A 23,799-nucleotide genomic window follows, 5' to 3' on the forward strand; every position below is an offset into this window, starting at 1 on the left:
ACAAGTTAAATTTGAAATGTAAAAACAACCCGGATGACTCTAATCATCCGGGTTGTTTTTTACACATAGCAATTATAGTATAACTAAAGCCAGTCATCTAAAATTGGTTTGCCAGGCATATTTCGTTTTGATGCAGATAAGGCAGCTATCTTTATTACTCTGTTTGTTGCTGTAACTCATCTTTTATTCCTGTTGTTACATGTTAGCAGCTATATTTTGGATGAATTTTTGAAATATTACATAAAAAAGGAGGGGTTGATCTTTAAAGATCAACCCCTCCTTTTTTTTACTTGGTTAAGTTTATTTAACCGCCCATTCATGGATGCCGGTAGCATTATCTACCGGTAGCTGTATCACCATTTTTATTGCTGTGGTAGTTATAGGCTCAAATTTTACTACGTTAAAAGCATCCTTACTTATGGTGTAAGGGGTGGTATTTTTTACCGGGATCCACTGCCCGTCTTTTTGGTAAAATAATTTATAAGATGCCGGAATACGGCATCCGCCCCATGGCCCGTCATCATACCAATACACCTTTGATTCGCCGATGGTTTGTGCAGCATCAAAATTGTACTGTACAAATTCAGTGGTGTTTTTAGCCGGCCACCAATGCATGTATGGGTAGTTGGTGTCTTTAGAATCCGCCGGGTCATACTGGTCTTTAATAGCATTAAACATCCGCTCGTTGGCAAGTGATGCGCTCACTTTGCTTCTGCTGGCAATAGTTGGCGCCGGTTTTGGCCTTGCAGCAGATGCCTCGTAGGGTATCCACACGGTCATTTCGCTTGGCCCGCGGTTTGCCCAGGCGTAATAAGGGATAGCTTTGATCTGCTGGTCTGTTTCTAACAGGCTATCGCTTTTTACCTGGCGTTTGGTGCTTTTTCCATCGGCGCTGATAATATCTATTCCATTTAAAAGGTCGGCCTGATAATTTGCCTTTGCAATAGCGTTTTTGTCGATCAGAATATTCTGCACCAGGCTGTCTTTATTATCCGGGCCTTCCAGGCAATAAACAATAGGGCCCTTTTCAAATGCAAAACGGCCGCGGTCGTCCCGCACATTTGAGTTGGCAATTACTTTTTCTGTTTCCATTGGCAGGTATAAGCTTACCTTGTCGCCTTTTTTCCAGCTTCTGTTTAACACGGCATAGCCTTTTTCTGTAGTAAAATTAACGGCTTTGCCATTTACCGATAGTGTTACAGGTAACTGGGTTTTATTCATGTAACTATACAGATCGCCCGGTACCGGCTGTTGTTTTGCCCATCCGGGGATGCGTAAACGTAAGGTGAAATTGCTTAGTTGTTCGGGGTTGATGGTAAAATCTATTTTTCCTTTCCATGGATAATCAGTCGACTCCACAATATTAACCTTGCCTGATGTTAGTTGAATTGTGCTTACGTTACTCATAAACAAATTCACATACAGGTTATTGCCGTTTTTGGCGTAAACATAACCGGGCAATGAGGGCAGAAAGCGGGTCATGTTGCTGATGCAGCAAGCGCAGCTGATCCAGGCGCTGCGCTGGTGCTGAAACATAGAAGCCAGCGGGTTAGGGTAGAAGAACCGGTCTCCGCTTAAAGATACGCCTGATAATAGGCCGTTGTACAAAGTGCGTTCTAAAACATCAATATATTTTGAATCGCCATGTAACAAAAACATCCTGTTATTCCAGTACACGTTCCCGATAGAGGCGCAAGTTTCGGCATAGGCCGACATGTTTGGAAGCTGATAGGCCTCGCCAAAGGCTTCTCCGGCACCGGTAGCACCAATACCACCTGTGATGTAAAGCTTTTTATTCACCACATCAGTCCAGATATCGTCAATAGCAGTAAGGTACTGGGTGTTGCCTGTAAGGGCGGCTATATCTGCCATACCGGTGTACATATAGGCAGCCCTTACGGCATGGCCTTCTGCTTCATGCTGATCCACCACTTTTTTGTTTGCCTGGTTGTAAGAATCTCCTTTAGGCCCCCTTACATCCAAAAAGAATTTGGCAAGATCAAGGTATTTTTGGTTACCTGTTACCCGGTACATTTTTGACAGGCCGATCTCTACTATCTGGTGGCCCGGGTATTCCTCTAATTTGCCGGGGCCAAATACTTTTACCAGCAGGTCGGCATTTTTAATGGCTATGTTTAATAAGGTGCGTTTTCCGGTAGCCTGATAATGGGCTACTGCAGCTTCGTATAAATGGCCGCAATCATACAATTCATGGCTTAAAATCTCTTCTTTTTCCCAGCGTTTATCACCTATCCATTCGTGTGGCTTTTTAGCATGCACGGTGCGGAACGTATAAAGATAACCATCGGGTTCCTGGGCAGCGCCAATAATATCAATAAGCGAATCAATTGCGCTTGAAAGTGCCGGGTTACTTTTATTTTGTATAGAATAAGAGGCCCCTTCAATCGCTTTATATACATCTGTATCATCAAAAGGGAATTCGCTTAACTTATCGCCGGGGATGCGTTTAGCTGCCCGCAGAAAGTTATCCATACGGCCATTTGCTTTACATTGCGCCAATACGTATGGTATGGTTACCCTGGCGTTCACTTCCATTTTTGGTTGCCAGAAATTGTCATTTACGTGCACATTAGTAAAAGCTACCGGTTGTATGGGGTAATCTTTCTGCTGCGCAAAAACGTTGGCCGTTAAGCTTAACAGGGTAAGGGAGAGCAATCCTGTTTTTGCATTCTTTTCTATCTTCATTTTTTATTTATATAATATTTTAGTTAATCCTTTATAATACGGGTGCCATAAACCGGCCCTGCGCTATTATCTTTTTTGGGCAGCAGTTTTATGGTTATTTTTTGTTTGCCTTTGGTTAATTCTATAGGTATTACGTAAGGTATTTCATAAAAGCGGCTTTCTTTGTACTTATTTAAATCTTCGGTGTCCAGCTTAGTGCCGTCAACTAATATATCAAACACCCGGCCCCGGTTATCCATACCCCAATAGGTATTAATAAGCGTATTTTGTAAGTTAGGGTCAACCTTAAGTTCATATTGAAGATACCCTCCATTTTCTGTCGACCGCCATTTCTTTTGATGATCTTCTCCTGTTATAGCATTTTCTCCGCTAAAATTATGGTCGCGCTCCGGCTGCATTTCTCCAATCCGCAAAATATCGGTGGTTTTCAGTTCCTGTTCCTGTTGCTTTTTCTTTTTGGCATCATATGCTTTTTGCTGTATTGCCCAATCCTCCGGTGTAAATACATCCCAATATACCGAGTAATATTCATTTTTTGTTTGGTTGAAAGGTATCAGCCTTACTTCATCGGGCCGCGAGATATTCAGGGTGCGGAACGATAATTGTTTTTTATCAACCATCTGCAGCCACTTATTAGGGTCTTTTTCATTCGTTACAAAAACAGGTACCCCTTTAAGCGGGTCGGGTTCCTGATCTCCAAGCACACCTGCAAGTAAAACAGGCCCGTAAAAAACAGCCATGCGGGATGCATTGTCAGGCATAGGTTCTACATGTATTTGTTCCGGAGTGGTGTAACCTATTACATCGTTGTTACGCCATGTGCGTTTAATAACCAGGTATCCTTCCGTATCCGGGGAAACCTGCTGTATTTTTCCATTTACGGTTAAGTTGTACCCTGTGGTCCAATTTGGTTTTCTGATCCTGATAGCAAAGGTTGCAGGTTTAGCAGCAGTTATTTTGAATGTAATATGATCATTAGCCGGTAAACCACCCTGCTGTGTGATTTTAACGCCCTTATCGCGCCAGGTTAATACCGAAGGAATAAATAAATTGATATACAGGCTGCCGTCTGCCCCTCTGAAGTATATGCTTTCATTATATTTTACATGGTTTTCCATTCCCGATCCTACACAGCAGGTAAAATCATCAAAAGGGGTGCTGTAATGCTTGGTGCCACCCATCCGCAAAGGCACAAAGTAACACATCATCCCTGTTTGGTGGTTTTGCGAGGCAAGGATATGGTTATAGAGTGCCTTTTCATAATAATCCATCAACTGTACAGAGGGGTTTACCGCAAACAAATGCCTGGTTAGTTTAAGCATATTATAAGTATTGCAGGTTTCCGTCGTGTTTTCGGTTAACTGGCTGTTCAGTTTACCAGGTTCTCCCAGGTATTCATAATTGCTGTTTCCGCCGGTTGCGTAGGAGTGATTACGCACAACGGTTTGCCAAAAAAAGTCGGCTATGGCTTTATCTTTTTTATCACCGGTAAGCTCAAAACGCCTTGCACTTGCTATAACTTTCGGTATCTGTGTATTGGAGTGTTTACCGGGCAGGATGTCTTCTTGCTTGGAAAGCGGATCTAAAACTTTTTTATCATAAAATTTGTAGGAAACTTCAAGATACTTTTTATTACCGGTTAAGGCGTACAGATTTGTAAGCGTTTCGGCCATGCCGCCATACTCGCATAGCAGCATTTGCTGCAATTTCTCATCATTCAGGTTTTTAATGGTTTTTCCGGTCCAGTTTGCCAGTTCTTCTGCCTCCTTTAACGCTTGTTTATTATGGGTATATAGATAAGCATCCAGTAAACCAGCCATTACTTTATGTACTGTGTACCATGGCGACCAGCCTCCGTTAAGGTCAAATCCTCTTGATCTGATGTTGCCTTTAGCTACCTCGGCCCAAATCGAATCCTCTTTGGGGATAGCGCCAATATATCCCGTTTTGCGGGCGGTTTGGCAAACCCCCAATTCCTTTACCATATAATTTACACGGCGTAAATACTCGGGTTTGCGGGTTGATGCATAATGCATTGAAACGGCTGACAGGTAATGGCCAAGTGTGTGCCCCGCCAGGCCGGATGATTCCCAGCCCTCATATTGTTTTGCTTTTTGTTTTAAGCCGGAATGTGTGCGAAAGGCAGACAGTAAGCGATCAGGTTCCAGTGATAACAGGTAAGATTCATCAACTTCCATAGCCTGTTTAAAAGGGCTCTCTAACAATTTTACGTCGGTTAGATCAAACGAGTAGGCTTTAATTGCTGTTTGCATATTTACCTTCATCCTTTTATCACGCCATTCGGGTACATAAGATTGCGCCTGTAACACGCCAATGTGCATGCCCATGGCCATTGTACAGCATAAAACTATTTTCCTGTTGATCATAAATTTTCTGTTTTCAGTTTATTTTCCAATCACTAAATTATCTTAATGATTTGGATGTTTATGAATGATAATTTGCCGGTATAAGCAGGATTTTAACATAATTGATCATTTGCAACCCAAAAAACAAGTTAAACAAGTTCCCCGTCTGCATTAAGCACATATTGTATCTGCAACTTTAATTTTGTTCCTGGATATTAATGATAGCTATAGTTTGCCATTGATATAATAATAGCAATGATTATATCAATCAACTCCTTTTTGGCCATATTAAGTATTGCATTAGCAATATATTACCCCTTTGTAATTATAATTTACCTACTTGATGTTAATATTTTGTAAATAAAAAATATTAACTGTAGATTGAACATTTATAAACCAAATATTATGAAAGTATTACAGTTCACCATCCCTGTGCCTCATGATAAAAGTGTAATAGCCGAAAAGGTTTGCCAGGCACATCACTACCCTTATTTACACCGGCATAAAGAAATCCAGATCACCTGGATACAAAAAGGAGAGGGCACATTGATTGTAGGAAATAATATGCATGATTATCAACCCGGTGATATGTTTTTGATCGGCGCAAATATGCCGCATGTTTTTAAAAGCAACCCCGAGTATTTTGTACCAAACTCTGGTAAAAGGATAGAGGCGCTGACCATATTTTTTAATTTCGACGGGGTGTTATCTCATATGTTTAACCTCCCGGAGATGAAACATAGCGCCCATTTTATTCAACAGCACCAGCAGGGTTTTAAACTGCCCGATCATTTAACTTATAAGGTATCTGAGGCTATGCTTCTTTTGCAAAAAGAAAACGGCCCCGACCAGCTGATTGCATTTTTTAACCTTATTAAATATCTTACAGCCATAAAAACCAAGCTCGACCCGCTATCCACTTACGGTAATTTGCCAGAGATCACCGAGAATGAGGGGATCCGGATAGGTAATATCTATAATTATATTATACAGCATTATGGCGAGGATATTACCCTGGAAGATGTGGCTAAGGTAGCTTTTATGACACCAGAATCTTTTTGCCGCTATTTTAAAAAGCATACGGGGCATACATTCGTGGCCTTCCTGAACGAGGTGCGCATTAACGAGGCTTGTAAAAAGCTTATTAACCATCGTTTTGAAACCATTAATACCATCGCCTATAAATGCGGGTTTAAAAGTATCACCAATTTTAACCGGGTGTTTAAACTTATCATCAGGAATTCGCCGCGTGGCTACCTTGATAATTATCATAATAATATTGTAAGGCTTTCGCGTACGGCAAGCTAACAGCCGGTAACTATATATCCAATTAAACCTTTATAAATGTTTGCATCTTTATTTAAAAACTTCATCATTTTTATATTCCTGCCGTGGCTGATATTGTTGTCTTATCGGGTAAAGGCACAGCCGGGTCAAAAACCTTCTGCGCTTTATGAACAGGCCAGCGAAGTATCTGGCAAAGTAATTCAGTATGGTTTGGATATAAACGCTGTTAAAGATTTCTATTCTCCATACAGCGTTAATCTTCATGGCGAGGATCAGTATGTTTTACACGGGCTTAACTCGCCCGAGCAGAGAAAGAGGCTTGTTGAAATAGATCATGATTACCTTAAACAGCTCGAGATGTCAGATTTTGAGGGTATCAGCATTTACGGGCAGGTTGATTATCTGCTTTTAAAAAAACGCATCAACAATGATCTTTACGATCTTGAAAAGGAGGATAAGCAGTATTTGGCGGTATCTAAATATTTAACCTTTGCAAATGATATTTACGCGTTAGAGCAACAACGCCGCCATGGCGCTTTTACAGATGGCGAAAAAGTTGCGTTACAGCTTACAGCCACTCTTAAACAACTAAAAAACGATTCTGTACAGTACAGCAAACTACCGTATATAGATATGGCTTTGGCCAAAACAATGCAGCAGGCGCTGCTGGGGTTAAAAAGCCGGCTGGCCGGTGTATATGATTTTTATAATGGTTATGATCCTATGTTTAGCTGGTGGGTGCCAAAGCCCTACCAGGTGCTTATTAATTCAATTGCCGCCTACAGTAATATGGTTTTAAGCAAAGGGAAGCTTGCAACAACCCAAAAGCCCGATAGCAGCGGGATAAAGGGAGTGCCCATAGGCCGCCAGGAGCTGATGAGGCAACTGCAGGCAGAAATGATCCCTTACACACCGGATGAATTGATTGTATTAGCCAATAAGGAATTTGCCTGGTGCAATAAGGAAATGCTAAAAGCATCCCGGGAGATGGGTTTTGGGGATGATTGGAAGAAGGCTTTGGAAAAAGTAAAGAACAGTTATGTGCCTGTAGGGCATCAACCAGAGCTGATCCTGAAACTTTATAATGATGCTGTGGGCTTTATAAAAAGCCGTGATTTGATCACCATCCCTCCGCTGGCAGAAGAAACCTGGGGTATGGTAATGATGTCGCCGGAGCGCCAGCTGGTCAATCCTTTTTTTACAGGAGGTAAAGAGATCAGTATATCTTATCCAACCAACACTATGCAAATGCAGGATAAGCTGATGAGCATGCGCGGTAATAATCCCTATTTTTCCAGGGGGACGGTGCAGCATGAGCTTATCCCGGGCCATAACCTGCAATATTTCATGAATTCGAGATACAAAGCTTACCGACAGGATTTTGCAACCCCTTTTGCAGGCGAGGGGTGGGCGCTTTACTGGGAATTATTATTGTATGATAAAGGTTTTGCCAAAACCCCGGAAGAGCGTGTGGGTATGTTATTTTGGCGAATGCACCGGTGTGCCAGGATAATATTTTCTCTTAATTATCATTTAGGGAACTGGGCACCGCAACAATGCATTGATTTTTTGATCAACAGGGTGGGCCACGAAAAAGCCAACGCCGAAGGGGAAGTAAGGCGGTCTTTCGAGGGCGGTTACAGCCCTTTGTACCAGGTTGCCTATTTACTTGGAGGGCTTCAGATCATGGCCTTAAAAACCGAATTGGTAGATAGTGGTAAAATGAGCTATAAAAGCTTTCATGATGCCGTAATGAAAGAAAATCTTATTCCGGTTGAAATGTTGCGTGCTACACTTACAAACCAACATTTATCACGTGATTTTACCACCAGCTGGAAATTTTACAACTTTAATTAGGCTAAATTTTATTCAAGCAATCATATTATCATGCGTCGTAAAGATTTTTTTTGCAGCCTGCGGATCTTACTTTTATCAGGTCTTTTATTTCAGATAAACTTTATTTACGGGCAAAACAGCAACTTTATTCCACTTACTACAGCAAAGTTTTCTATAGGTAATAATGCCGCATGGGCGCAACCGGCCTTTAATGACAGCAGCTGGAACGACTGTAAATTAGGTGATACCTGGCAAACCCAGGGCTTTGCAGATTACCATGGCTTTGCCTGGTACCGCATCCATGTTAACATCCCGTCTGCGTTAAAGAATAAGGCTGTTTGGCAGGATAGCCTGCGGATATTTTTGGCCCATGTAAATGATGCCGACGAAACCTTTTTAAATGGCGTACTAATAGGCAAAACCGGCGCCTTTCCTGAGGATAAGGGTGGGTATGTAAGCAAATGGCCTGCAGTACGTAATTACTGTTTGGCGGTAAATAATCCTGCTATATTTTGGGATAAAGAAAACGTAATTGCAGTTAAGGTGTACGATGGCGGCGGCTCTGGCGGTATATTTATGGGCACCCCGTTTGTAGATATGCTGGAGAAGTTTGACGGGATAGATTTTAAATTATCTGATATAAATTTTAATAGCAGCCCCCGGACCGAAAGAAAATTATCGATTACAAATAAATTTAATACTACGGTAAGCGGTGTGTTTCATTATCGGGTAACTGATGAGGTTAACGGGAAAATTATTGAACAACGGTCGATACCCGTGTCTCTTGCTCCCTTTTCTGTGCATGATTGTTCCTTTTACTTCCCGCACCGGGAGGGAATTAAGCTATTGTATGATTTTAAAGAGAACCCGTCCGGAAAAGTAAAGAGCTTTGCCGAAACCGCTCCTTACATTTTAACACCGCAAGAAAAACTCCATCCCGTTATCAACGCGCCGGATGTGGTAGGTCTGCATCCTGGTTCTCCGTTTATTTTCCGCATCCCTGTAAGCGGTAAGCGGCCCTTTAAATTTACATTGAAAAACCTGCCCCCCGGCTTGCATGCTGATTTACATCAGGGTATCATCACCGGTATGGTCAAGCAAAAGGGCAATTACATAGCCAAAATATTTGTAAAGAACAGCCATGGCGCAGATTCAAAAAGTATTGCCATTAAAGTTGGGGATCGCCTTGCGCTGACTCCCCCGATGGGGTGGAACAGCTGGAATTGCTGGGGCTTGGGTGTAAGCTATGATAGAGTGAAAAGTTCGGCTAACGCTTTGATCGAAAAGGGGCTTGCCGATTACGGATGGAATTATATTAATGTGGATGATGGATGGCAGGCAAAAAACAGATTGGCATCGGGCGAAATTTTACCCAACGAAAAATTTACAGATATGAAAGCTTTGGGTGATGAATTGCATAAAGAAGGGTTGCGGTTTGGTATTTATTCTTCGCCGGGTAACAGTACCTGCGGTGGTTTTCTGGGTTCTTTAGGGCATGAAAGGCAGGATGCCAATACTTATTTTAAATGGGGGGTAGATTACCTGAAATATGATCTTTGCAGTTATTCTGATAACGTTGCAGGCGATACTACATTGTTAGCACAGCAAAAGCCATACATGGTGATGCGCGACGCCCTTAAGCAGCAGCAACGCGATATTATTTACAGTATTTGCCAATATGGTATTCATGACGTTTGGAAATGGGGCGATGCTATGAACGGGAATTTATGGCGCACAACCGAAGATATTACCGACACCTGGGAAAGCTTATACAATATCGGCTTCAGCCAAACAAATAATGCAGCATACGCCCATCCCGGCGGGTGGAACGACCCTGATATGCTGATTGTGGGCCGTGTTGGCTGGGGAGAGGGACTGCACCCATCAAATTTAACCCCGCACGAGCAATATACACATATCAGCTTATGGAGCCTGTTATCAGCCCCGTTACTGATAGGTTGCGATATCAGTAAGCTTGATGATTTTACGCTTAACCTTTTAAAAAACCGCGAAGTTATTGCCATCGATCAGGATGTGCTGGGGAGCCAGGCCATCCGCATAAAAAACCGCGATCAAATTCAGGTTTGGCAAAAAAAGCTGCATGCAGGGGGCAGGGCTATCGGTATATTTAACTTAAGCAATGCTTATAAAACCTATCGCTTTACCATACCCAATGCCCGTAACAAAAGTTACCAGATAAGAGATGTTTGGGCGCAAAAAAATATACCGAATAAAAGCGGCACTGTGGTGTTTCAAATTCCTCCGCATGGTGTAAAACTAATTAAAATATAGTTGCTTGCTGTTTTAGGGTAATTAGTTGCCATTACAGGCTAATTTGTGCCGGTCGCGGTCGCTGCTTACCCTTAAATTAGCGTTAAATTTAACAAGATGAATTCTGTTTTTAGATCCGTAGGTGTATCAGTACTTTACATTGTAATTTTTGCAGGCACATGTTTTAGCCAAAAGGTTTTAACTCCTTACATGCCGTCACATCAGCAATTGCTTCAATCTTACCAGGCAGCAGATCTGCTCGATTCTGCATTGAAAAAAGTTGCTGTAGTAAACCGGATAAAGCCAAACTGGGCGCCGGCCGGCAACGGGTTTTGGTATGCTAAGGCTTTAAATAACAATGATGTAAGTTATTTATTTGTAAATGCATCAACCGGAGATAAGCGGCAGCTTTTTGAAACCCAAAGGCTTCGCGAAGCTTTAGAGAAGCTTACCGGTCTTAGCCAAAAAGAACGTTTTTGGATCACAGATATGTTTACCGGAGATCAGGATCGCAGCATTACCTTCAAGGTAAACGATAAATGGTTTTACTGCGATTTAAAAAGCTATAAATGCATGCCGGCAACTGATACTACAATGAAGCATTACGACCCGGAAGCCCCGCTTCAAACCCGCCGTTACAGGTGGGAAGAATGGACAACCGATTCGGCTTCGGCTGATAAAAAGCGGGTAGCTTATATAAAAAATGGCAACATCTACATCAAATCGTTGTTAAATCAGGCCGAAGTTCAATTAACCACAGATGGAACAACCGATAAGCCATGGGGAAATGTAACCTGGTCTCCGGATAATAGCCATGTGGTAGCTTACCGTATAGACCCCAGAAAGTCTAAAAACGTGTATTATGTTCTAAGTTCGGTACCGGGAACAACCCGCGGCGAACTAAAGTCTCATGAGTACGACCAGCCCGGTGACGAGTTTACAACCTACCAGCAGTATCTGTTTAATGTGGATACCCGTACAAAAATTAAAACAGAAACCGATAAAATTGATTTTTTTGGTGCACCGGTGCTGCATTGGCGCAAAGGTAACAGCCGGTATTTTACTTTCGAGAAAGCGGATAGGGGGCACCAGCGTTTCAGGGTTATACAGGTAGACGTTACTACCGGTGCAACACGCAATATTATTGACGAAAAGACCAAAACCTTTATTTACGAACAACGCATATACACCTATTACTGCCCCGATACGCATGAGATAGTATGGATAACGGAGAAAGATGGCTGGCGGCATATTTACCTGGTAGACGAATTAACGGGTAAAGAGAAGTTGGTGACCACGGGTAACTGGGTGGTAAGGGATATAGACAGTGTGGATACCAAAAAAAGAATGATATGGTTTAAGGGCAGCGGGAAAAATGCAGCAGAAAATCCTTACAATATGCATTTTTACCAGATTGGCTTTGATGGTAAAAACCTGGTAGACCTTACGCCCGAGAAAGGTAACCATCAGCTTAGTTACTCGCCGTATAGAAAATATTTTATCGATACCTATTCCGAAGTGAATACTGCACCTGTAATTGTTCTGAAAAGAATGGGCGCTCCAAAAGCGGTGCATATGTTAGAGCATTCGCCGGTTAACGATTTGTTGGCTACTGGTATTAAGCTGCCGGAAGTTTTTGTAGCCAAGGCAAGGGATGGTAAAACTGATATTTGGGGCGTAGTTTACCGGCCCGCTAATATGGACCCTGCTAAAGCTTACCCCGTGATAGAAAACATTTACGCAGGCCCGCAAGATTCATTTGTGCCCAAAAGCTTTTCGGTGATCAACGAGATGCAAAGTATAGCACAGTTAGGGTTTATTGTGGTACAAATAGATGGCATGGGTACGGCAAACAGGTCTAAGGCTTTTCATGATGTTTGCTGGCATAACCTGGCGGATGCCGGGTTTGAGGATAGGATTTTATGGATGAAGGCGCTTGCCGCCAAATATCCGCAGGTAGATATAGCAAGAGTAGGCGTTTACGGCACTTCGGCCGGTGGGCAAAATTCCGCAGGCGCGTTGTTGTTCCATCCTGAATTTTATAAAAGTGCCGTATCTGCATGCGGCTGCCACGATAACCGGATAGATAAGCAATGGTGGAACGAACAGTGGATGGGCTATCCGGTTGGCCCTCATTACGAAGCACAGTCCAACATTACCAATGCCGGTAAACTAACCGGAAATTTGCTGCTGATTGTTGGTGAAGCTGATAATAATGTACCGCCCGAATCAACATTCAGGTTTGCAGATGCGCTCATTAAAAATAATAAGATGTTTGATCTGCTGGTAGTACCGGGTATGGGGCATAGCGACGGCGGTAAATATGGCCGTTTAAAAAAGAGAGACTTTTTTGTGAAGCATTTATTGCAGGCAGACCCGCCGGAAAGAAACCGGGGCGAAAAGGCCGTTTTATAATTAACGATATAGGTTTTGATAGTGTATCGTTCTATGCCGTTAAATCCTTGTCTTATTATTTTTGATAACTTATAATTATGTATCGTTTCTTTACAGTGGTTCTTTTTTTAAGTATCTGTTTTTTAGGTTTTAAGGCCCGTGGGCAGCAAGCAACCGAAAATAAAGCAGGCAGTGGTAACCCGCTGCTACCGGGCTATTTTGCAGACCCTACCATCAGGAAATTTGGCGATACCTATTACATATATGCAACAACAGATGGCAATGGCGGGGGGCATGGCCCATCGCAGGTCTGGGCATCTAAAGACTTTTTGAACTGGCGCATGCAAGATATGAACTGGCCCGGTACCAGGTATTATTGGGCGCCGGATGTTATTAATGCCGATGATGGCAAATACTACATGTATTATTGCCAGCCGGTAGAGATCTACGGCGCATCCTCTACAAGCCCCGTTGGCCCCTGGGCACCGCTTTTGCCGGATGGCAAGGCTATCATCCCCAATTATTTTATCCCGGGGGTAATAACTTTAGATGGGCAAACCTTTAAAGATGATGATGGAAAAATATATATGTTTTGGGGAACCTGGGGCATCTATCCGGATCATGGCTGCGGTGTAGGCTTGTTAAACGCTGATATGCGTTCTTTTGCAAAAACCGCCAAAATACCTAATATAGTTGCCAAAGAATTTTTTGAAGCACCGTTTATGTTTAAACGCAAAGGCATCTATTATTTAACCTATTCTTCGGGCGCATGCGAAAACGAAACCTACAGGGTGCAATACGCTACCAGCAAAACCGGGCCTATGGGGCCGTTTGTATTTGGTAAAAATAACCCGGTATTAGCCACCAACGCCGATGGATCTGTACATGGGCCGGGCCATCAATCGGTTGTACAGGTTGGTAACGATTATTACATGGTTTATCATCGGCATAATAACCCCCATTCCAACGGCGGCTATCACAGGCAGGTGTGCGCAGATAAACTGGTTTTTGACGGGGATGGGAATATCGAAAAAATGGTCCCTACACATTCCGGGGTTGGGCTGCTTGGTAAAAATACCATCACATCTCCAAACCTGGCTTACCAAAAAGCAGTAACCGCCTCGTCCAGTTACAGTAACAACTATTTGCCGGCTTTTGCAGTGGATGATAACAATGGAACCTTATGGAAACCGGCCGACAATAGCACTAAGCCTGCACAGCTAATTATTGACCTTGGAAAGCAGCAGCCTGTAAAACAAATTTTAACATCATTTGAATACGCAACCTGGTATTATCAATACTATATAGAGGCATCTGCAGATGGCAAAAGCTGGACGATGTTTGCAGATAGAAGGCTTAACCACCGGCACGGTTCGCCAATGGTAGATAACGGCAACAGTAATGCGCGGTTCATACGCCTTACTATCAGCGATACGGAATACCCCGGCTTATATAAAGCTTTGTGGAATATAAAGGTGTATGGCCGGGAAGTGATCAAAAGCGACACGGCCCTGTATGCTAACGGCAACAAGCAAAAAAATAAAGATGCCAATGCTATGGATAGTGCCGGGATTAAAAACAGCATCGCCAAAGATCCCAAAATGCCGTTGATTGATATCGATGCCGCTTCGTTACCGCTAAAAGCATCGGTTATTGCGTGTACAAATAATGGCAGTTGCGGCGGCGTGTTTAAAACAGATGGCAAACCGCCCGTAGTTGATATTGTTGCCGGTAAAAAGGCATTCGTTTTTAACGGCACCCAATCTTTACAATCTTCGGCCGGGGTGCCGGTTTCGCTTTGGGGTAATAACAGCTATACCGTTGATTTTTGGGCTTATTGCAAAGTATTAAAGGATGAAAACCCGTTAATTAGCTGGACTGACGGCGACGGTGACCACACCGGCGCTACTTTTGGATATGGGGATAATAAGGCTTATGGGGCAGCCCAGCATTTCGGCGTATCCGATTTTCCGTATGCTGCTACACCCGGGCCAGAAAAATGGCATCACATTGTAATTACTTTTGATGGCAGCTTTGAAAAGGTTTTTGTAGATGGTTTGCTAAACAATCAAGAAAATAAAATGCTTTTTTTAAAGCCCACCGGTAAATTTGTTATTGGTGCAAAAATGGATAGTTCTGCCTATTTTTCGGGCGCGTTATCAGCGCTTAAAGTTTATGATTATCCCGTGGCAGATGCTGCTATTGCCAAAACTGCGGCATTAAATGTACCGGCAGATGTGGCCATATATCTTGATGCAGCAAAATTAAACTATGGCCCCGTACAGCTTTGGCCCAACGATGGCGATACAGGCGGCGGCTTTGCGGCTAAAGCCGGCGTACCCCCAATGGTAAAAGATGTTGATGATAAAATTGCGGTAGCGTTTTCTGGCGGGCAACAACTGCAGTTTAATAAGGCAGCTGCCGGTGTTTTAGGCAATACTATGGCGTATAGCATTGCTTACAGCATTTACAATAGCAGCCCGCAACAGGATAACGCCCTTAACGGCTGGTTTACAAACACGGCTAAAAATGATAAATTACTAAGTGCAAAGATGTGGCATTACGTAGTTAAGTGTTTTGACGGTAAATTGCTTAAGCACTATGTAGATGGTTACTGCATCGCTACCACACCGGTTGCCAAAGCCGAAAGTATTGCGGAGTTTTTGAGCATAGGGAATTTAAATAAAGACAAAACTGATGCACAGGTGGCTATATCGAGCCTGGTATTGTACAGGCACAGCTTGTCACCGCCTGAAATTGAAGAATTAACAGGTGATTGGAAAAAGAACAGGCATCCTCTTTTGGCGATCAGGCCATCGTTTAAGATAAGCCCGCATGCCATTACACCCGGCATCGTTCAAATGGAGGCCGCTACAGCCCCGGAAATAAAAACATCGCTTCAATATAACTTTATCGAAAAAGATGGCAAGGCCAAGCCCAGCGGTTGGGCAAACAGCCCGGTTTATACCGCTTATGGCCTTGGCCCTAATCAGCAATATCATTATCTGGTTAAAGTAAAGGATGATTTTGGGAATGTTAGTTCGGTTTCGGCTGCTTTTTTGGCTAATACATCAACCCGTAATTTTTTAACCCGAACAGATAATTTTACCAATCCAAGAAATTTTATCACTCAGGGTACCTCCGGTACGTTATGGCAGGGCTTAATGGGTTTGAGCGCTGAGGCACAATCAAAAATAAAGGTGGATAGTGGCAGCCTTTTATTACAATCAAAAGGCACCAATTGGGATGGTAACAAGCCATACGGGCCATTTTTATACCAGCAGGTACAGGGCGATTTTGTTGTTGAGGTAGAGGTTATTGATTTAAGCGGCTTGCAACAAAAAAAAGTGACGGGCAATAACGATATTGGAATAATGGTTAGGAAAAAGCCCTTTACAGATACTGTTGTAACCGACGAGCAACTCATTCAAAACAGCATATTCCCGGCCTGGAACTGCGGTAACTTATTTACAAACTTTAAAAACGGGCAGCGAATGCAGGTAAATACACAGGCAGGATGGAACTACGATAGATTCCTCCAGATCCAGAAAGCCGGCGAATTATTCTACATCCGTAAAAGCAAGGATGGGATATCCTGGACAGATATGCCTAACAGCCCGGTTACCCGGCCTGATTTGAAAAGCGCCCAGCTCCAGGTAGGGCTTTATCAAAGTTCTTATGGGCCGCAGCAATCGTACGCACGTTTTGCAGGGTATAAGCTATATATACTGAAATAAATGTGTAGCAAGCATACCCCTATCAAATGTATAATTGATAGGGGTACTGCGTTAATTATTTAAAGTACCAGCAAAACCAGGATATGTGCGCCGGTCATTACTATGGCGCCTAATTTTAAAAATTGCCAGGCGCTTACTTCCAGCCCTTCGCGGCGTAAAGCCACCAGCCATAGTATCGTAGCTAAAGATCCCGTCATTGATAAGTTGGGGCCTAAATCAATGCCAATCAGCGTAGCACTTTTTACCATATCGGGTACGTGGCCTGCCTGTATCACGTTGCCGGCAATTAAGCCTGCGGGCAGGTTATTCATTAAGTTACAGGCAAAGGCAGTACTTAAGCCGCTAAACCAGGCTGCTGCATTAACATTGGTAGCTGCACTGTGCTGCAAAATTGCAGTAAGCCTTTCGGTGAGGCCGGTTTTGTTTAAGCCTTCAACAATTACAAATAAGCCTGCAACGAGTGGCAAAACCGCCCACGAAACGCCCTTAATAACCGTCCATGGGTTTTTACGTGCGCTTAATATAACTATTGCCGATGTAAGCACACCGGTTATGGCTGTGGGTAAACCCAGCTGTATATTCAGGGCCGATGATACCAGTAAAATTATGGCGGTAGCGCCAATCCCTATCATTGCAGTTTTGCCGCCTGCAGATAGCTTTGGCAAAGTGATATTCGTTTCTATCTTCTCTGTCAGATCATGGCGCTGGGTAGCGAATAGTAAAAAGTAGGTAGCTGCAACTGATACCACAGAAGGGATCAAAAAGTGCGACAGCCATGCTAACAAGGTGGGCATATGGTCGCCATAGATCACCAGGTTGGCCGGGTTAGATATAGGCAGTACAAATGATGCCGCGTTTGCTATAAATGCGCATATAAACAGGTAGGGTAACGGTTTATCAACTTTGGCAGCTTTAACGGCAGCTGCAACAGCAGGGGTAAGCACTACCGCAGTAGCATCGTTTGATAAAAAGGCTGTTACAACAACTCCCACCAGGTAAATCAATAAAAACAACCTTTTAGGCGATCCCTTTGCCATACGCGTTGCATGCGCTGCAAGCCAGTCGAAAAGTTTTTCTTCCCTGGCCGTTTCGGCCAGCAGCATCATACCGGTTAAAAACAAGTAAACATCTGTGCCTTTTGCTACGCCGGTAAGGCCGTCATTAAATGTAATTAACCCAAAAAGTATTAAAATAACTGCGCCTGTTACCGCCCAAATTGCTTCAGAAACTTTAAACGGGCGGATGATGACCCCGGCAATGGCTAAAAATGAGATGATCCAGATAAATATGTTAGTCATGTAAAATAAGCGTAATGATTTTAAGATGGTTTGCCGTTGCTGTTGGGGCCTAATTGTGTGCCAAATATGCCGTTTTCCGGCCATACGCCAATGCTGTCAGCATCGCTTCCGTTGCAGATACGCTTTGGTTGATGATTAGATGCCCCGCGCAGTTCAATAGTATGTATGCCCGGCCGGCCGCTTTCATCAGTGGCCATCACTGTTAAGGCAGAGGCATCGGTATGGGTTATCTGAGCGGCCCAGGTGATTTTATCTTCGCACAGGGTCATGATGGTCCATTCTTGTTTGTCTGCACGGCATTTTACTTGTTTCACGGTGCGCCGGCCAAAAACAACCGCGTGTACTTCAATAAATTCGTTTTGCTGCGGCAGGCTATCTGGCTGTAAGCGATGATCGGCAGGCGAGGTGATCATCACAAACGGAAAGGCATCGTGCAGCGGTTTAAAGCGCCAGCCTACGCTGCCGTTATCTACAGACACTAAGGAGTAACCCACCGGCCCTTCTTCTATCTGCCCGGTAGAGCGTGTGGCTGCAAATATGGTTTTCCCGTTATTAGCCAGGTCATTATAGTGGGTGTGGCCCATATCTACCAGCAGTACATCATTTGCATATAGCACATTGTTAAGCAGCCGGGCTTCGTTGCTGTCCTTTAAATCGGCGGGGTAAGTATGTGTAAAAACTACGGTTTTTTGATCGTTGCTTTTCGCATTTTCTAAATGGCTGGTAAGCCATTCTGCCTGCGGCTTACCCAGCCTGAAATCTGGCCCGCCGCTGCCGGGCCCGCAAACGTCTAAAAATAAGCAATTAATACCTTTAATGTTTAGTGCCTTAGGTAGCTGTTGTGCCGGTAAGGTATGGTAAAAATTGGCAAGGCTGCCTTGTTCCATATCATGGTCGCCGGTAATGATATGTACCGGAATGCTCAACATTTTTAAAGCCGTGGCTATTAATTGATACTGTTCGGGCAGGCCGTTATCTGCATTATCGCCGGGCAGATAAACAAAGTCGAGTTTATTGCTGCATTCCGTTTCAATTTGTGCAATAATGGATAGCAGGTCGATATAGTTCTGTTCTTTAGCGCTGGTGATGTGGAGGTCGCCTATGTGTGCATATATCATCGGGGTAGGTACGTTCATGGCAATATCAGGCTAAGTTTAACTTCATATCTTTATTCCCCGGCTTTTCATCCGCACACGATACCGTTTCTGGCATCATAGCCCAAAAAAGAAGAAAGGCAACCAGTGCTAATGCCGATAATACATAAAAGCCAAAATTAAAACCGCTTGCCTTTACAATGTACCCGCTGATGACGTTGCTTAACGATGCGCCCAAACCTATGGCGGCGGCCAGTATCCCCTGGGCAAAATTATCCTTGCCGGTACCGCAAAACAGATCGGATACGATAAGGATAGAAACCACGCTGAATATACCGCCGGCAACACCATCCAGGATCTGGATACTCACCAGGTAAATGGCCCCTTTACCGAAGGTGTAGAGTATGCCGCGAATGGGCAGGATAAAAAAGGCGATCATCATCAGTTTTTTGCGCCCGGTTGCAGCCCACCTGCCGCTCATGAAAGACATAGGCACCATTACCAGCTGTGCCAGTACGATACAGGCCGACATGTAAAGCGAGGCGTTGGAAGTGCGCGCCTTGCCCAGTTCCTGACCTACCAGGGGCAGCATGGCCGCATTGGCAAAATGGAACAGTACGGCAGAGAACAGCAGGATCAAAAAGCCTTTGTTTTTGAGCATATCTAAAAACGAGGTTTTTTTAGGTTCCGTGCCTTTTTTATCCCCGGCAGCGCTTGCCGCTTCGTGGTTGATGTCTTCCTCTTTGATGGATAGCGAGAATATGATACTCATAAGGCAAAACAAGGCCAGGCCATAAAATATGCCTGCATTATGTGTTAACTTACCCAATACACCAATTAATATTGCCGAAACCACGTTGCCTGCATGGTTAAAGGTTTGGTTTTTACTTATGGTGTTATCAAAATTATTACGGCCGGCTATCCCCATGGCCAGGGCAATTAATACCGGTGCAAAAAATGCTGCCGCCACGCCAATGGCTATCTGGCAAATAATAACCGCATAAAAGTTTGGAAAAAACAACATGCAAAAACCGGCTATGCCAATGGTGATAGAAACCACCACAATGCCTAAGCGCTTTTTTTTACTTACATCGCAAAGCCAGCCGGCCGGCGATTGTGCAATTACGGTTGCAAAGCTCATTGCGCCAATGGCCACACCAATTTGCGACGGGTTCCAATGCAGGTTGGAGGCCAGGTAAACAGCCAGAAACGGGCCGAGGCCTGTAGCTACATCTGCCGCAGAAAAATTGAGCCAGTTGAGGCAATTGAGGCTATGCTTTTTAGTATTAGTAGGGGTTTTACTATTCATAAATTAAATTGATGTTATAACATATTTGATATATTTGAGAGGATAACCACACGCCTGTAATAATGTTTAGTGGCATGTTATATATGAAGAAAAATTAATATGGCCTTTTATTAAAGGCCCGAAACGAAACGTGCAATGTTTATTATATAATGCTGGAACGGGCTGCCGTTATACCAATGGGTACCAAGCCGCGTTTAGGTAGTGCCGAAGCGGGCAAAATTCAGATATAACTATGAAAATAATTACCAATAGCCTGTTCATCGGCTTATTGATGATGTTGTTTACTACACTTGCCGGTGCGCAGGAAATCCCCGTAAAAATCAGCAGTATCAGGTCATCAAAAGGAAGCGTTGTGGTAAGCGTGTTTAAGGATCAGGCAAGTTTTGATCAGGAAAAACCTTATAAGAAATTTACTTTCGATAAAACATCGGTTAACAACGGGGCGATGACAGTAAAGTTAGCTATCGAGCCCGGCATTTATGGCATCACCCTGTTTGACGACGAAAACGGGAATGGAAAGATAGACAAGAACTTTATTGGCATACCCAAAGAAGGGTTCGGGTTTTCGAACTTTTTTATGGAAAAGCTTAAAAAACCAGGTTTTAATGATTTTAAGGTTGATGTAAAAAACGTACCTAATATCCAGATCAGGGTAAAATATCTATAGCAGCAAATTAAACTATGCCGAATCTTATGCGCGCTTATTTTTGATGTTTTGCTGTATCCGGGCCTTGTGGCAGTGGGGCGCCGTTTACGGTATCCTGCTGGGTAAGGGTAGAGTCGCCTACGGTACCAGCGCCGGCCGATCCGGTGCCTGATCCTGGTGCGCCGTTCCCATCGTTAAGTCCTTTAGTACTGTCTGATGAAGAAATATCACTTTTGCCGCTTGTACTTCCGTTTCCTTTACATCCCCCTATAGCTACGCAAGCAGATAGCGCGCCGATAATTATTAACTTTTTCATAGGTTAAAGCTTTAGTAACTGTTGTTTAAACAGCAAGGTTTAAAGAGTGTTTTAATTATTGATTAATAATATTTCTTTATTTAATATACTTTCAGATATGCGGCGGATTATTTTGTGGCAAATGATACGTAAGCCTTTTGGAAAGCAGGTGCACCTTTAAGTTTTCTACAGCAATATAGTTATCGGTGTTGGTATCATAAACATTTGAAGCGGTAATACCGTTCCCGTCAATAACAATAACAACGCCGCTGCCTATAATTTCGGCTTCTTTTCCGTTGCGTACAATAATCGCCGTATTTTCTTCAATACCGATGCCTATGCAGGTTGGGTTGGTGGCAACAACCTGTGCCATTCTAACAAACCTGCTTCTGTCTACAAAGTGTGTATCTATACATACATCCTTCAAAAATTCCAGGCCTACCGTTATTTTTACTTCGCCGGTAAGCTGCTGTACATTTTTATTGCCTGCATAAATCATCGGGGTCGACATGGCCATTGCGCCTGCGCTGGTGCCGCCAATTACTATTTTTTGGTGTATGTATCTGTTTTTCAGCAGCAGCAGTAAATCTGTACCGCCATATATCGAAGTAAGTTTTAGTTGGTCGCCTCCTGCAAAAAATACACCGCCGGCATTATTTAAACGGTCTTCAAAGTTGTTTTTAATGGCATCAAGCCTGCTGGTATGATGGATATGGCCGATATTTTTTACCCCTAAATTAACAAAGGCCGATCTGTAATCCTCAAATAATTCTTCGGGTACAGAACTGGCCGTAGTGATCACTTCTATCACACCATCCTTACGGTCCATAAGGTCGATAAAACCTTTCAGGATCTCTGGCGGCCGGTTCTTATCATCCGGCCCGTCTTTGCTTTCGTGCCCGCCTATTATCAATAATGTGCCGGTTGGAACAGGGCAGTTATTATTTTTTTCGCTCACTATTCATCCATTTTTATTTTATGAGAATGATTTTATCAGATGATTTGTTTTTACTTATTATTAATTTATTATCTTATTAAAACAATTTTGTATGAATATCTATTTTCTTATTAAACAAAATAAGAATATGCGAGCAGTGCTGAATTTAATCAGAGATTATCATCATACCAATAGCCTTAAACATATTTACCGGGTTAGGGCAGTAAAAATTCCGGTATTACTGCTGCTGTCTGGCATTGCCACAGCTGCATGCTATGTACTTGTTAACGGCGCTGCGGCAAAGCCATCAGCTCCGCCGGTAATTACCAGGGGGAAAGTAAGCGTTTGCGGACCGGCACAAAGTTTTAACAAAAACGGCAGGTAACTGATGGGGAAGGCATACCAATATACCAACCCGTTAAGATCATTTTGGATGGCGGGGTACGAGTGTTCTGATAAATTAAATGCCGGCCGCCAGCGGGTTGATCTGGCAACGATAACCGGCCATTTAGATAGGGTAGATGCAGACTATAAACTGCTTGAAGCTTATGGGATAAAAACCGTACGGGAGGGCATAAGGTGGAGTTTTGTTGAAACAAAGCCTTATCAATATGATTGGGCGGTTGTAAAGCAGATGATAAAAAGCGGCAGGGATAACAACATCCAGCAGGTTTGGGATCTTTGCCATTTCGGCTTTCCGGATGGGCTATCGCCGTTAGACGACGATTTTACTCCGCGTTTTGTAAGCCTCTGTAAAGAATTTGTGAAGTTGTACAGGGCTGTAGCCTTAGATGAGGAGCTTATTGTAACACCTATAAACGAGGTGAGCTTTTTATCGTGGTTAGGCGGCGAGGCCGCAGGTACGGTACCCTACCATACCAACAATGGCTGGGCAGTTAAGTATCATTTAATGAAAGCTTTTATTGCGGGCGTTGCCGCTATGCGGGCAATAGACCCCACCATCCGCATCTTAACCACAGAACCTTTGGTTGATATGGTGCCCCAATTGCCGGTTACCGCAGAAAGCGAACTGCAGGCGCGCTATCAAAACGAGCTGCAGTACCAAACCCTGGATATGTTATGCGGCAGCATTTGCCCCGAACTTGGCGGCAGGCCCGAATATCTGGATATCCTGGGTTTTAATTTTTACTACAATAACCGGTGGGTGGTTGGCAGTGCGGAGTTTTTACCCTGGGTTAACGAAGATGACGACCCCAGGTGGAGGCCCTTAAGCGAGATGCTGGCCGGGGCATACCAACGCTATAACAGGCCCTTTGTGATCACGGAGACCAGCCATCCGGGCGAGCACCGCCCCAACTGGATGGCCTCGATTACCGAAGAATGCGGTATTGTACACTCATTGGGTTTGCCGCTATGGGGGGTATGCCTTTACCCGATCATTGACCGGCCCGACTGGGATAACCTTACTTGCTGGCACCACCCGGGTTTATGGGATAACTTATCCGGTAACCCGGCAGAGCGCATACTGCACCAGCCTTATGCCAAAGCCCTGCACAGCGCAATAAGTAAAATAAATAGCGGCTTAAGTACGCCAGATCCGCATCCGGATGCCGGGGAGATAGCGGATGCAGACTTACAATACAAATTATATTAATTACACAC

Annotated in this window: 15 protein-coding genes; 8 read left to right on the forward strand and 7 right to left on the reverse strand. The window is 43.7% G+C overall.

Translation table 11 applies throughout. The features are described from left to right. Positions 1-300: 300 nt before the first annotated feature. Positions 301-2,706, reverse strand: coding sequence for a glycoside hydrolase family 127 protein (locus E2R65_RS11285; RefSeq protein WP_134336590.1), 2,406 nt, complete (start codon positions 2,704-2,706; stop codon positions 301-303). Positions 2,707-2,729: 23 nt separating this feature from the next. Beyond that, positions 2,730-5,093: a glycoside hydrolase family 127 protein gene (locus E2R65_RS11290; RefSeq protein WP_134336591.1), complete on the reverse strand. Its 2,364-nt coding sequence runs from the start codon at positions 5,091-5,093 to the stop codon at positions 2,730-2,732. A 384-nt stretch (positions 5,094-5,477) separates the two neighbouring features. Here E2R65_RS11290 and E2R65_RS11295 point away from each other — a divergent pair, with 384 nt between their 5' ends. The 5 genes from E2R65_RS11295 (at position 5,478) to E2R65_RS11315 (ending at position 16,597) form a co-directional block, all read left to right on the forward strand. Then, positions 5,478-6,380 carry an AraC family transcriptional regulator gene (locus E2R65_RS11295; RefSeq protein ID WP_134336592.1) on the forward strand — a complete coding sequence of 301 codons (903 nt, stop codon included), beginning with the start codon at positions 5,478-5,480 and terminating at the stop codon, positions 6,378-6,380. 36 nt (positions 6,381-6,416) lie between these two features. Beyond that, entirely contained in the window at positions 6,417-8,216 is a 1,800-nt protein-coding gene (locus E2R65_RS11300; RefSeq protein ID WP_134336593.1) for a DUF885 family protein, read from the forward strand. A gap of 30 nt (positions 8,217-8,246) precedes the next feature. Beyond that, positions 8,247-10,487 carry a glycoside hydrolase family 27 protein gene (locus tag E2R65_RS11305; protein ID WP_134336594.1) on the forward strand — a complete coding sequence of 747 codons (2,241 nt, stop codon included), beginning with the start codon at positions 8,247-8,249 and terminating at the stop codon, positions 10,485-10,487. 189 nt (positions 10,488-10,676) lie between these two features. Further along, positions 10,677-12,881 (forward strand): S9 family peptidase, encoded by a 2,205-nt coding sequence (locus tag E2R65_RS11310; RefSeq protein ID WP_240043118.1) that lies wholly within the window; start codon positions 10,677-10,679, stop codon positions 12,879-12,881. A gap of 77 nt (positions 12,882-12,958) precedes the next feature. After that, positions 12,959-16,597 (forward strand): family 43 glycosylhydrolase, encoded by a 3,639-nt coding sequence (locus E2R65_RS11315; RefSeq protein WP_134336596.1) that lies wholly within the window; start codon positions 12,959-12,961, stop codon positions 16,595-16,597. A gap of 59 nt (positions 16,598-16,656) precedes the next feature. On the opposite strand, the gene E2R65_RS11320 is transcribed toward E2R65_RS11315, so the two are convergent. From E2R65_RS11320 to E2R65_RS11330, 3 genes are read right to left on the reverse strand one after another with little or no spacing between them, the layout of a single operon-like run. Continuing rightward, entirely contained in the window at positions 16,657-17,895 is a 1,239-nt protein-coding gene (locus E2R65_RS11320; protein WP_134336597.1) for an arsenic transporter, read from the reverse strand. 20 nt (positions 17,896-17,915) lie between these two features. Next, positions 17,916-19,031 carry a metallophosphoesterase family protein gene (locus E2R65_RS11325; RefSeq protein ID WP_134336598.1) on the reverse strand — a complete coding sequence of 372 codons (1,116 nt, stop codon included), beginning with the start codon at positions 19,029-19,031 and terminating at the stop codon, positions 17,916-17,918. Positions 19,032-19,038: 7 nt separating this feature from the next. After that, on the reverse strand, positions 19,039-20,298 hold the full coding sequence (locus tag E2R65_RS11330; RefSeq protein WP_134336599.1) for an MFS transporter: 1,260 nt from the start codon (positions 20,296-20,298) through the stop codon (positions 19,039-19,041). Between the two features lie 232 nt (positions 20,299-20,530). On the opposite strand from E2R65_RS11330, the gene E2R65_RS11335 reads away from it, so the two are divergent. Then, complete coding sequence (locus E2R65_RS11335) at positions 20,531-20,965, forward strand: DUF2141 domain-containing protein (RefSeq protein ID WP_134336600.1); 435 nt, start codon at positions 20,531-20,533, stop codon at positions 20,963-20,965. A gap of 34 nt (positions 20,966-20,999) precedes the next feature. On the opposite strand, the gene E2R65_RS11340 is transcribed toward E2R65_RS11335, so the two are convergent. Together E2R65_RS11340 and E2R65_RS11345 are read right to left on the reverse strand one after the other, a co-directional pair. Continuing rightward, a complete protein-coding gene (locus tag E2R65_RS11340) occupies positions 21,000-21,260 on the reverse strand; it encodes a hypothetical protein (protein WP_134336601.1) in 261 nt (86 codons plus the stop codon). A 91-nt stretch (positions 21,261-21,351) separates the two neighbouring features. Further along, positions 21,352-22,197: a cyanophycinase gene (locus E2R65_RS11345; RefSeq protein ID WP_204986303.1), complete on the reverse strand. Its 846-nt coding sequence runs from the start codon at positions 22,195-22,197 to the stop codon at positions 21,352-21,354. A gap of 127 nt (positions 22,198-22,324) precedes the next feature. Here E2R65_RS11345 and E2R65_RS11350 point away from each other — a divergent pair, with 127 nt between their 5' ends. Next, positions 22,325-22,561, forward strand: a complete 237-nt coding sequence (locus tag E2R65_RS11350; RefSeq protein ID WP_134336603.1) for a hypothetical protein — start codon at positions 22,325-22,327, stop codon at positions 22,559-22,561. A 3-nt stretch (positions 22,562-22,564) separates the two neighbouring features. Then, on the forward strand, positions 22,565-23,791 hold the full coding sequence (locus E2R65_RS11355) for a glycoside hydrolase family 1 protein (RefSeq protein WP_204986304.1): 1,227 nt from the start codon (positions 22,565-22,567) through the stop codon (positions 23,789-23,791). The last annotated feature ends 8 nt before the right edge of the window (positions 23,792-23,799 follow it).

Origin of the sequence: Mucilaginibacter phyllosphaerae (genome assembly GCF_004378255.1) — a bacterium.
GTDB classification, from domain to species: domain Bacteria; phylum Bacteroidota; class Bacteroidia; order Sphingobacteriales; family Sphingobacteriaceae; genus Mucilaginibacter; species Mucilaginibacter phyllosphaerae.

Coding starts and splice junctions, on each gene's coding strand:
- E2R65_RS11295 (WP_134336592.1), top strand. CDS start 5,478: ATGAAAGTATTACAGTTCACCATCCCTGTGCCTCATGATAAAAGTGTA.
- E2R65_RS11355 (WP_204986304.1), top strand. CDS start 22,565: ATGGGGAAGGCATACCAATATACCAACCCGTTAAGATCATTTTGGATG.
- E2R65_RS11320 (WP_134336597.1), bottom strand. CDS start 17,895: ATGACTAACATATTTATCTGGATCATCTCATTTTTAGCCATTGCCGGG.
- E2R65_RS11340 (WP_134336601.1), bottom strand. CDS start 21,260: ATGAAAAAGTTAATAATTATCGGCGCGCTATCTGCTTGCGTAGCTATA.
- E2R65_RS11285 (WP_134336590.1), bottom strand. CDS start 2,706: ATGAAGATAGAAAAGAATGCAAAAACAGGATTGCTCTCCCTTACCCTG.
- E2R65_RS11300 (WP_134336593.1), top strand. CDS start 6,417: ATGTTTGCATCTTTATTTAAAAACTTCATCATTTTTATATTCCTGCCG.
- E2R65_RS11350 (WP_134336603.1), top strand. CDS start 22,325: ATGCGAGCAGTGCTGAATTTAATCAGAGATTATCATCATACCAATAGC.
- E2R65_RS11335 (WP_134336600.1), top strand. CDS start 20,531: ATGAAAATAATTACCAATAGCCTGTTCATCGGCTTATTGATGATGTTG.
- E2R65_RS11305 (WP_134336594.1), top strand. CDS start 8,247: ATGCGTCGTAAAGATTTTTTTTGCAGCCTGCGGATCTTACTTTTATCA.
- E2R65_RS11290 (WP_134336591.1), bottom strand. CDS start 5,093: ATGATCAACAGGAAAATAGTTTTATGCTGTACAATGGCCATGGGCATG.
- E2R65_RS11330 (WP_134336599.1), bottom strand. CDS start 20,298: ATGAATAGTAAAACCCCTACTAATACTAAAAAGCATAGCCTCAATTGC.
- E2R65_RS11310 (WP_240043118.1), top strand. CDS start 10,677: ATGCCGTCACATCAGCAATTGCTTCAATCTTACCAGGCAGCAGATCTG.
- E2R65_RS11325 (WP_134336598.1), bottom strand. CDS start 19,031: ATGAACGTACCTACCCCGATGATATATGCACACATAGGCGACCTCCAC.
- E2R65_RS11315 (WP_134336596.1), top strand. CDS start 12,959: ATGTATCGTTTCTTTACAGTGGTTCTTTTTTTAAGTATCTGTTTTTTA.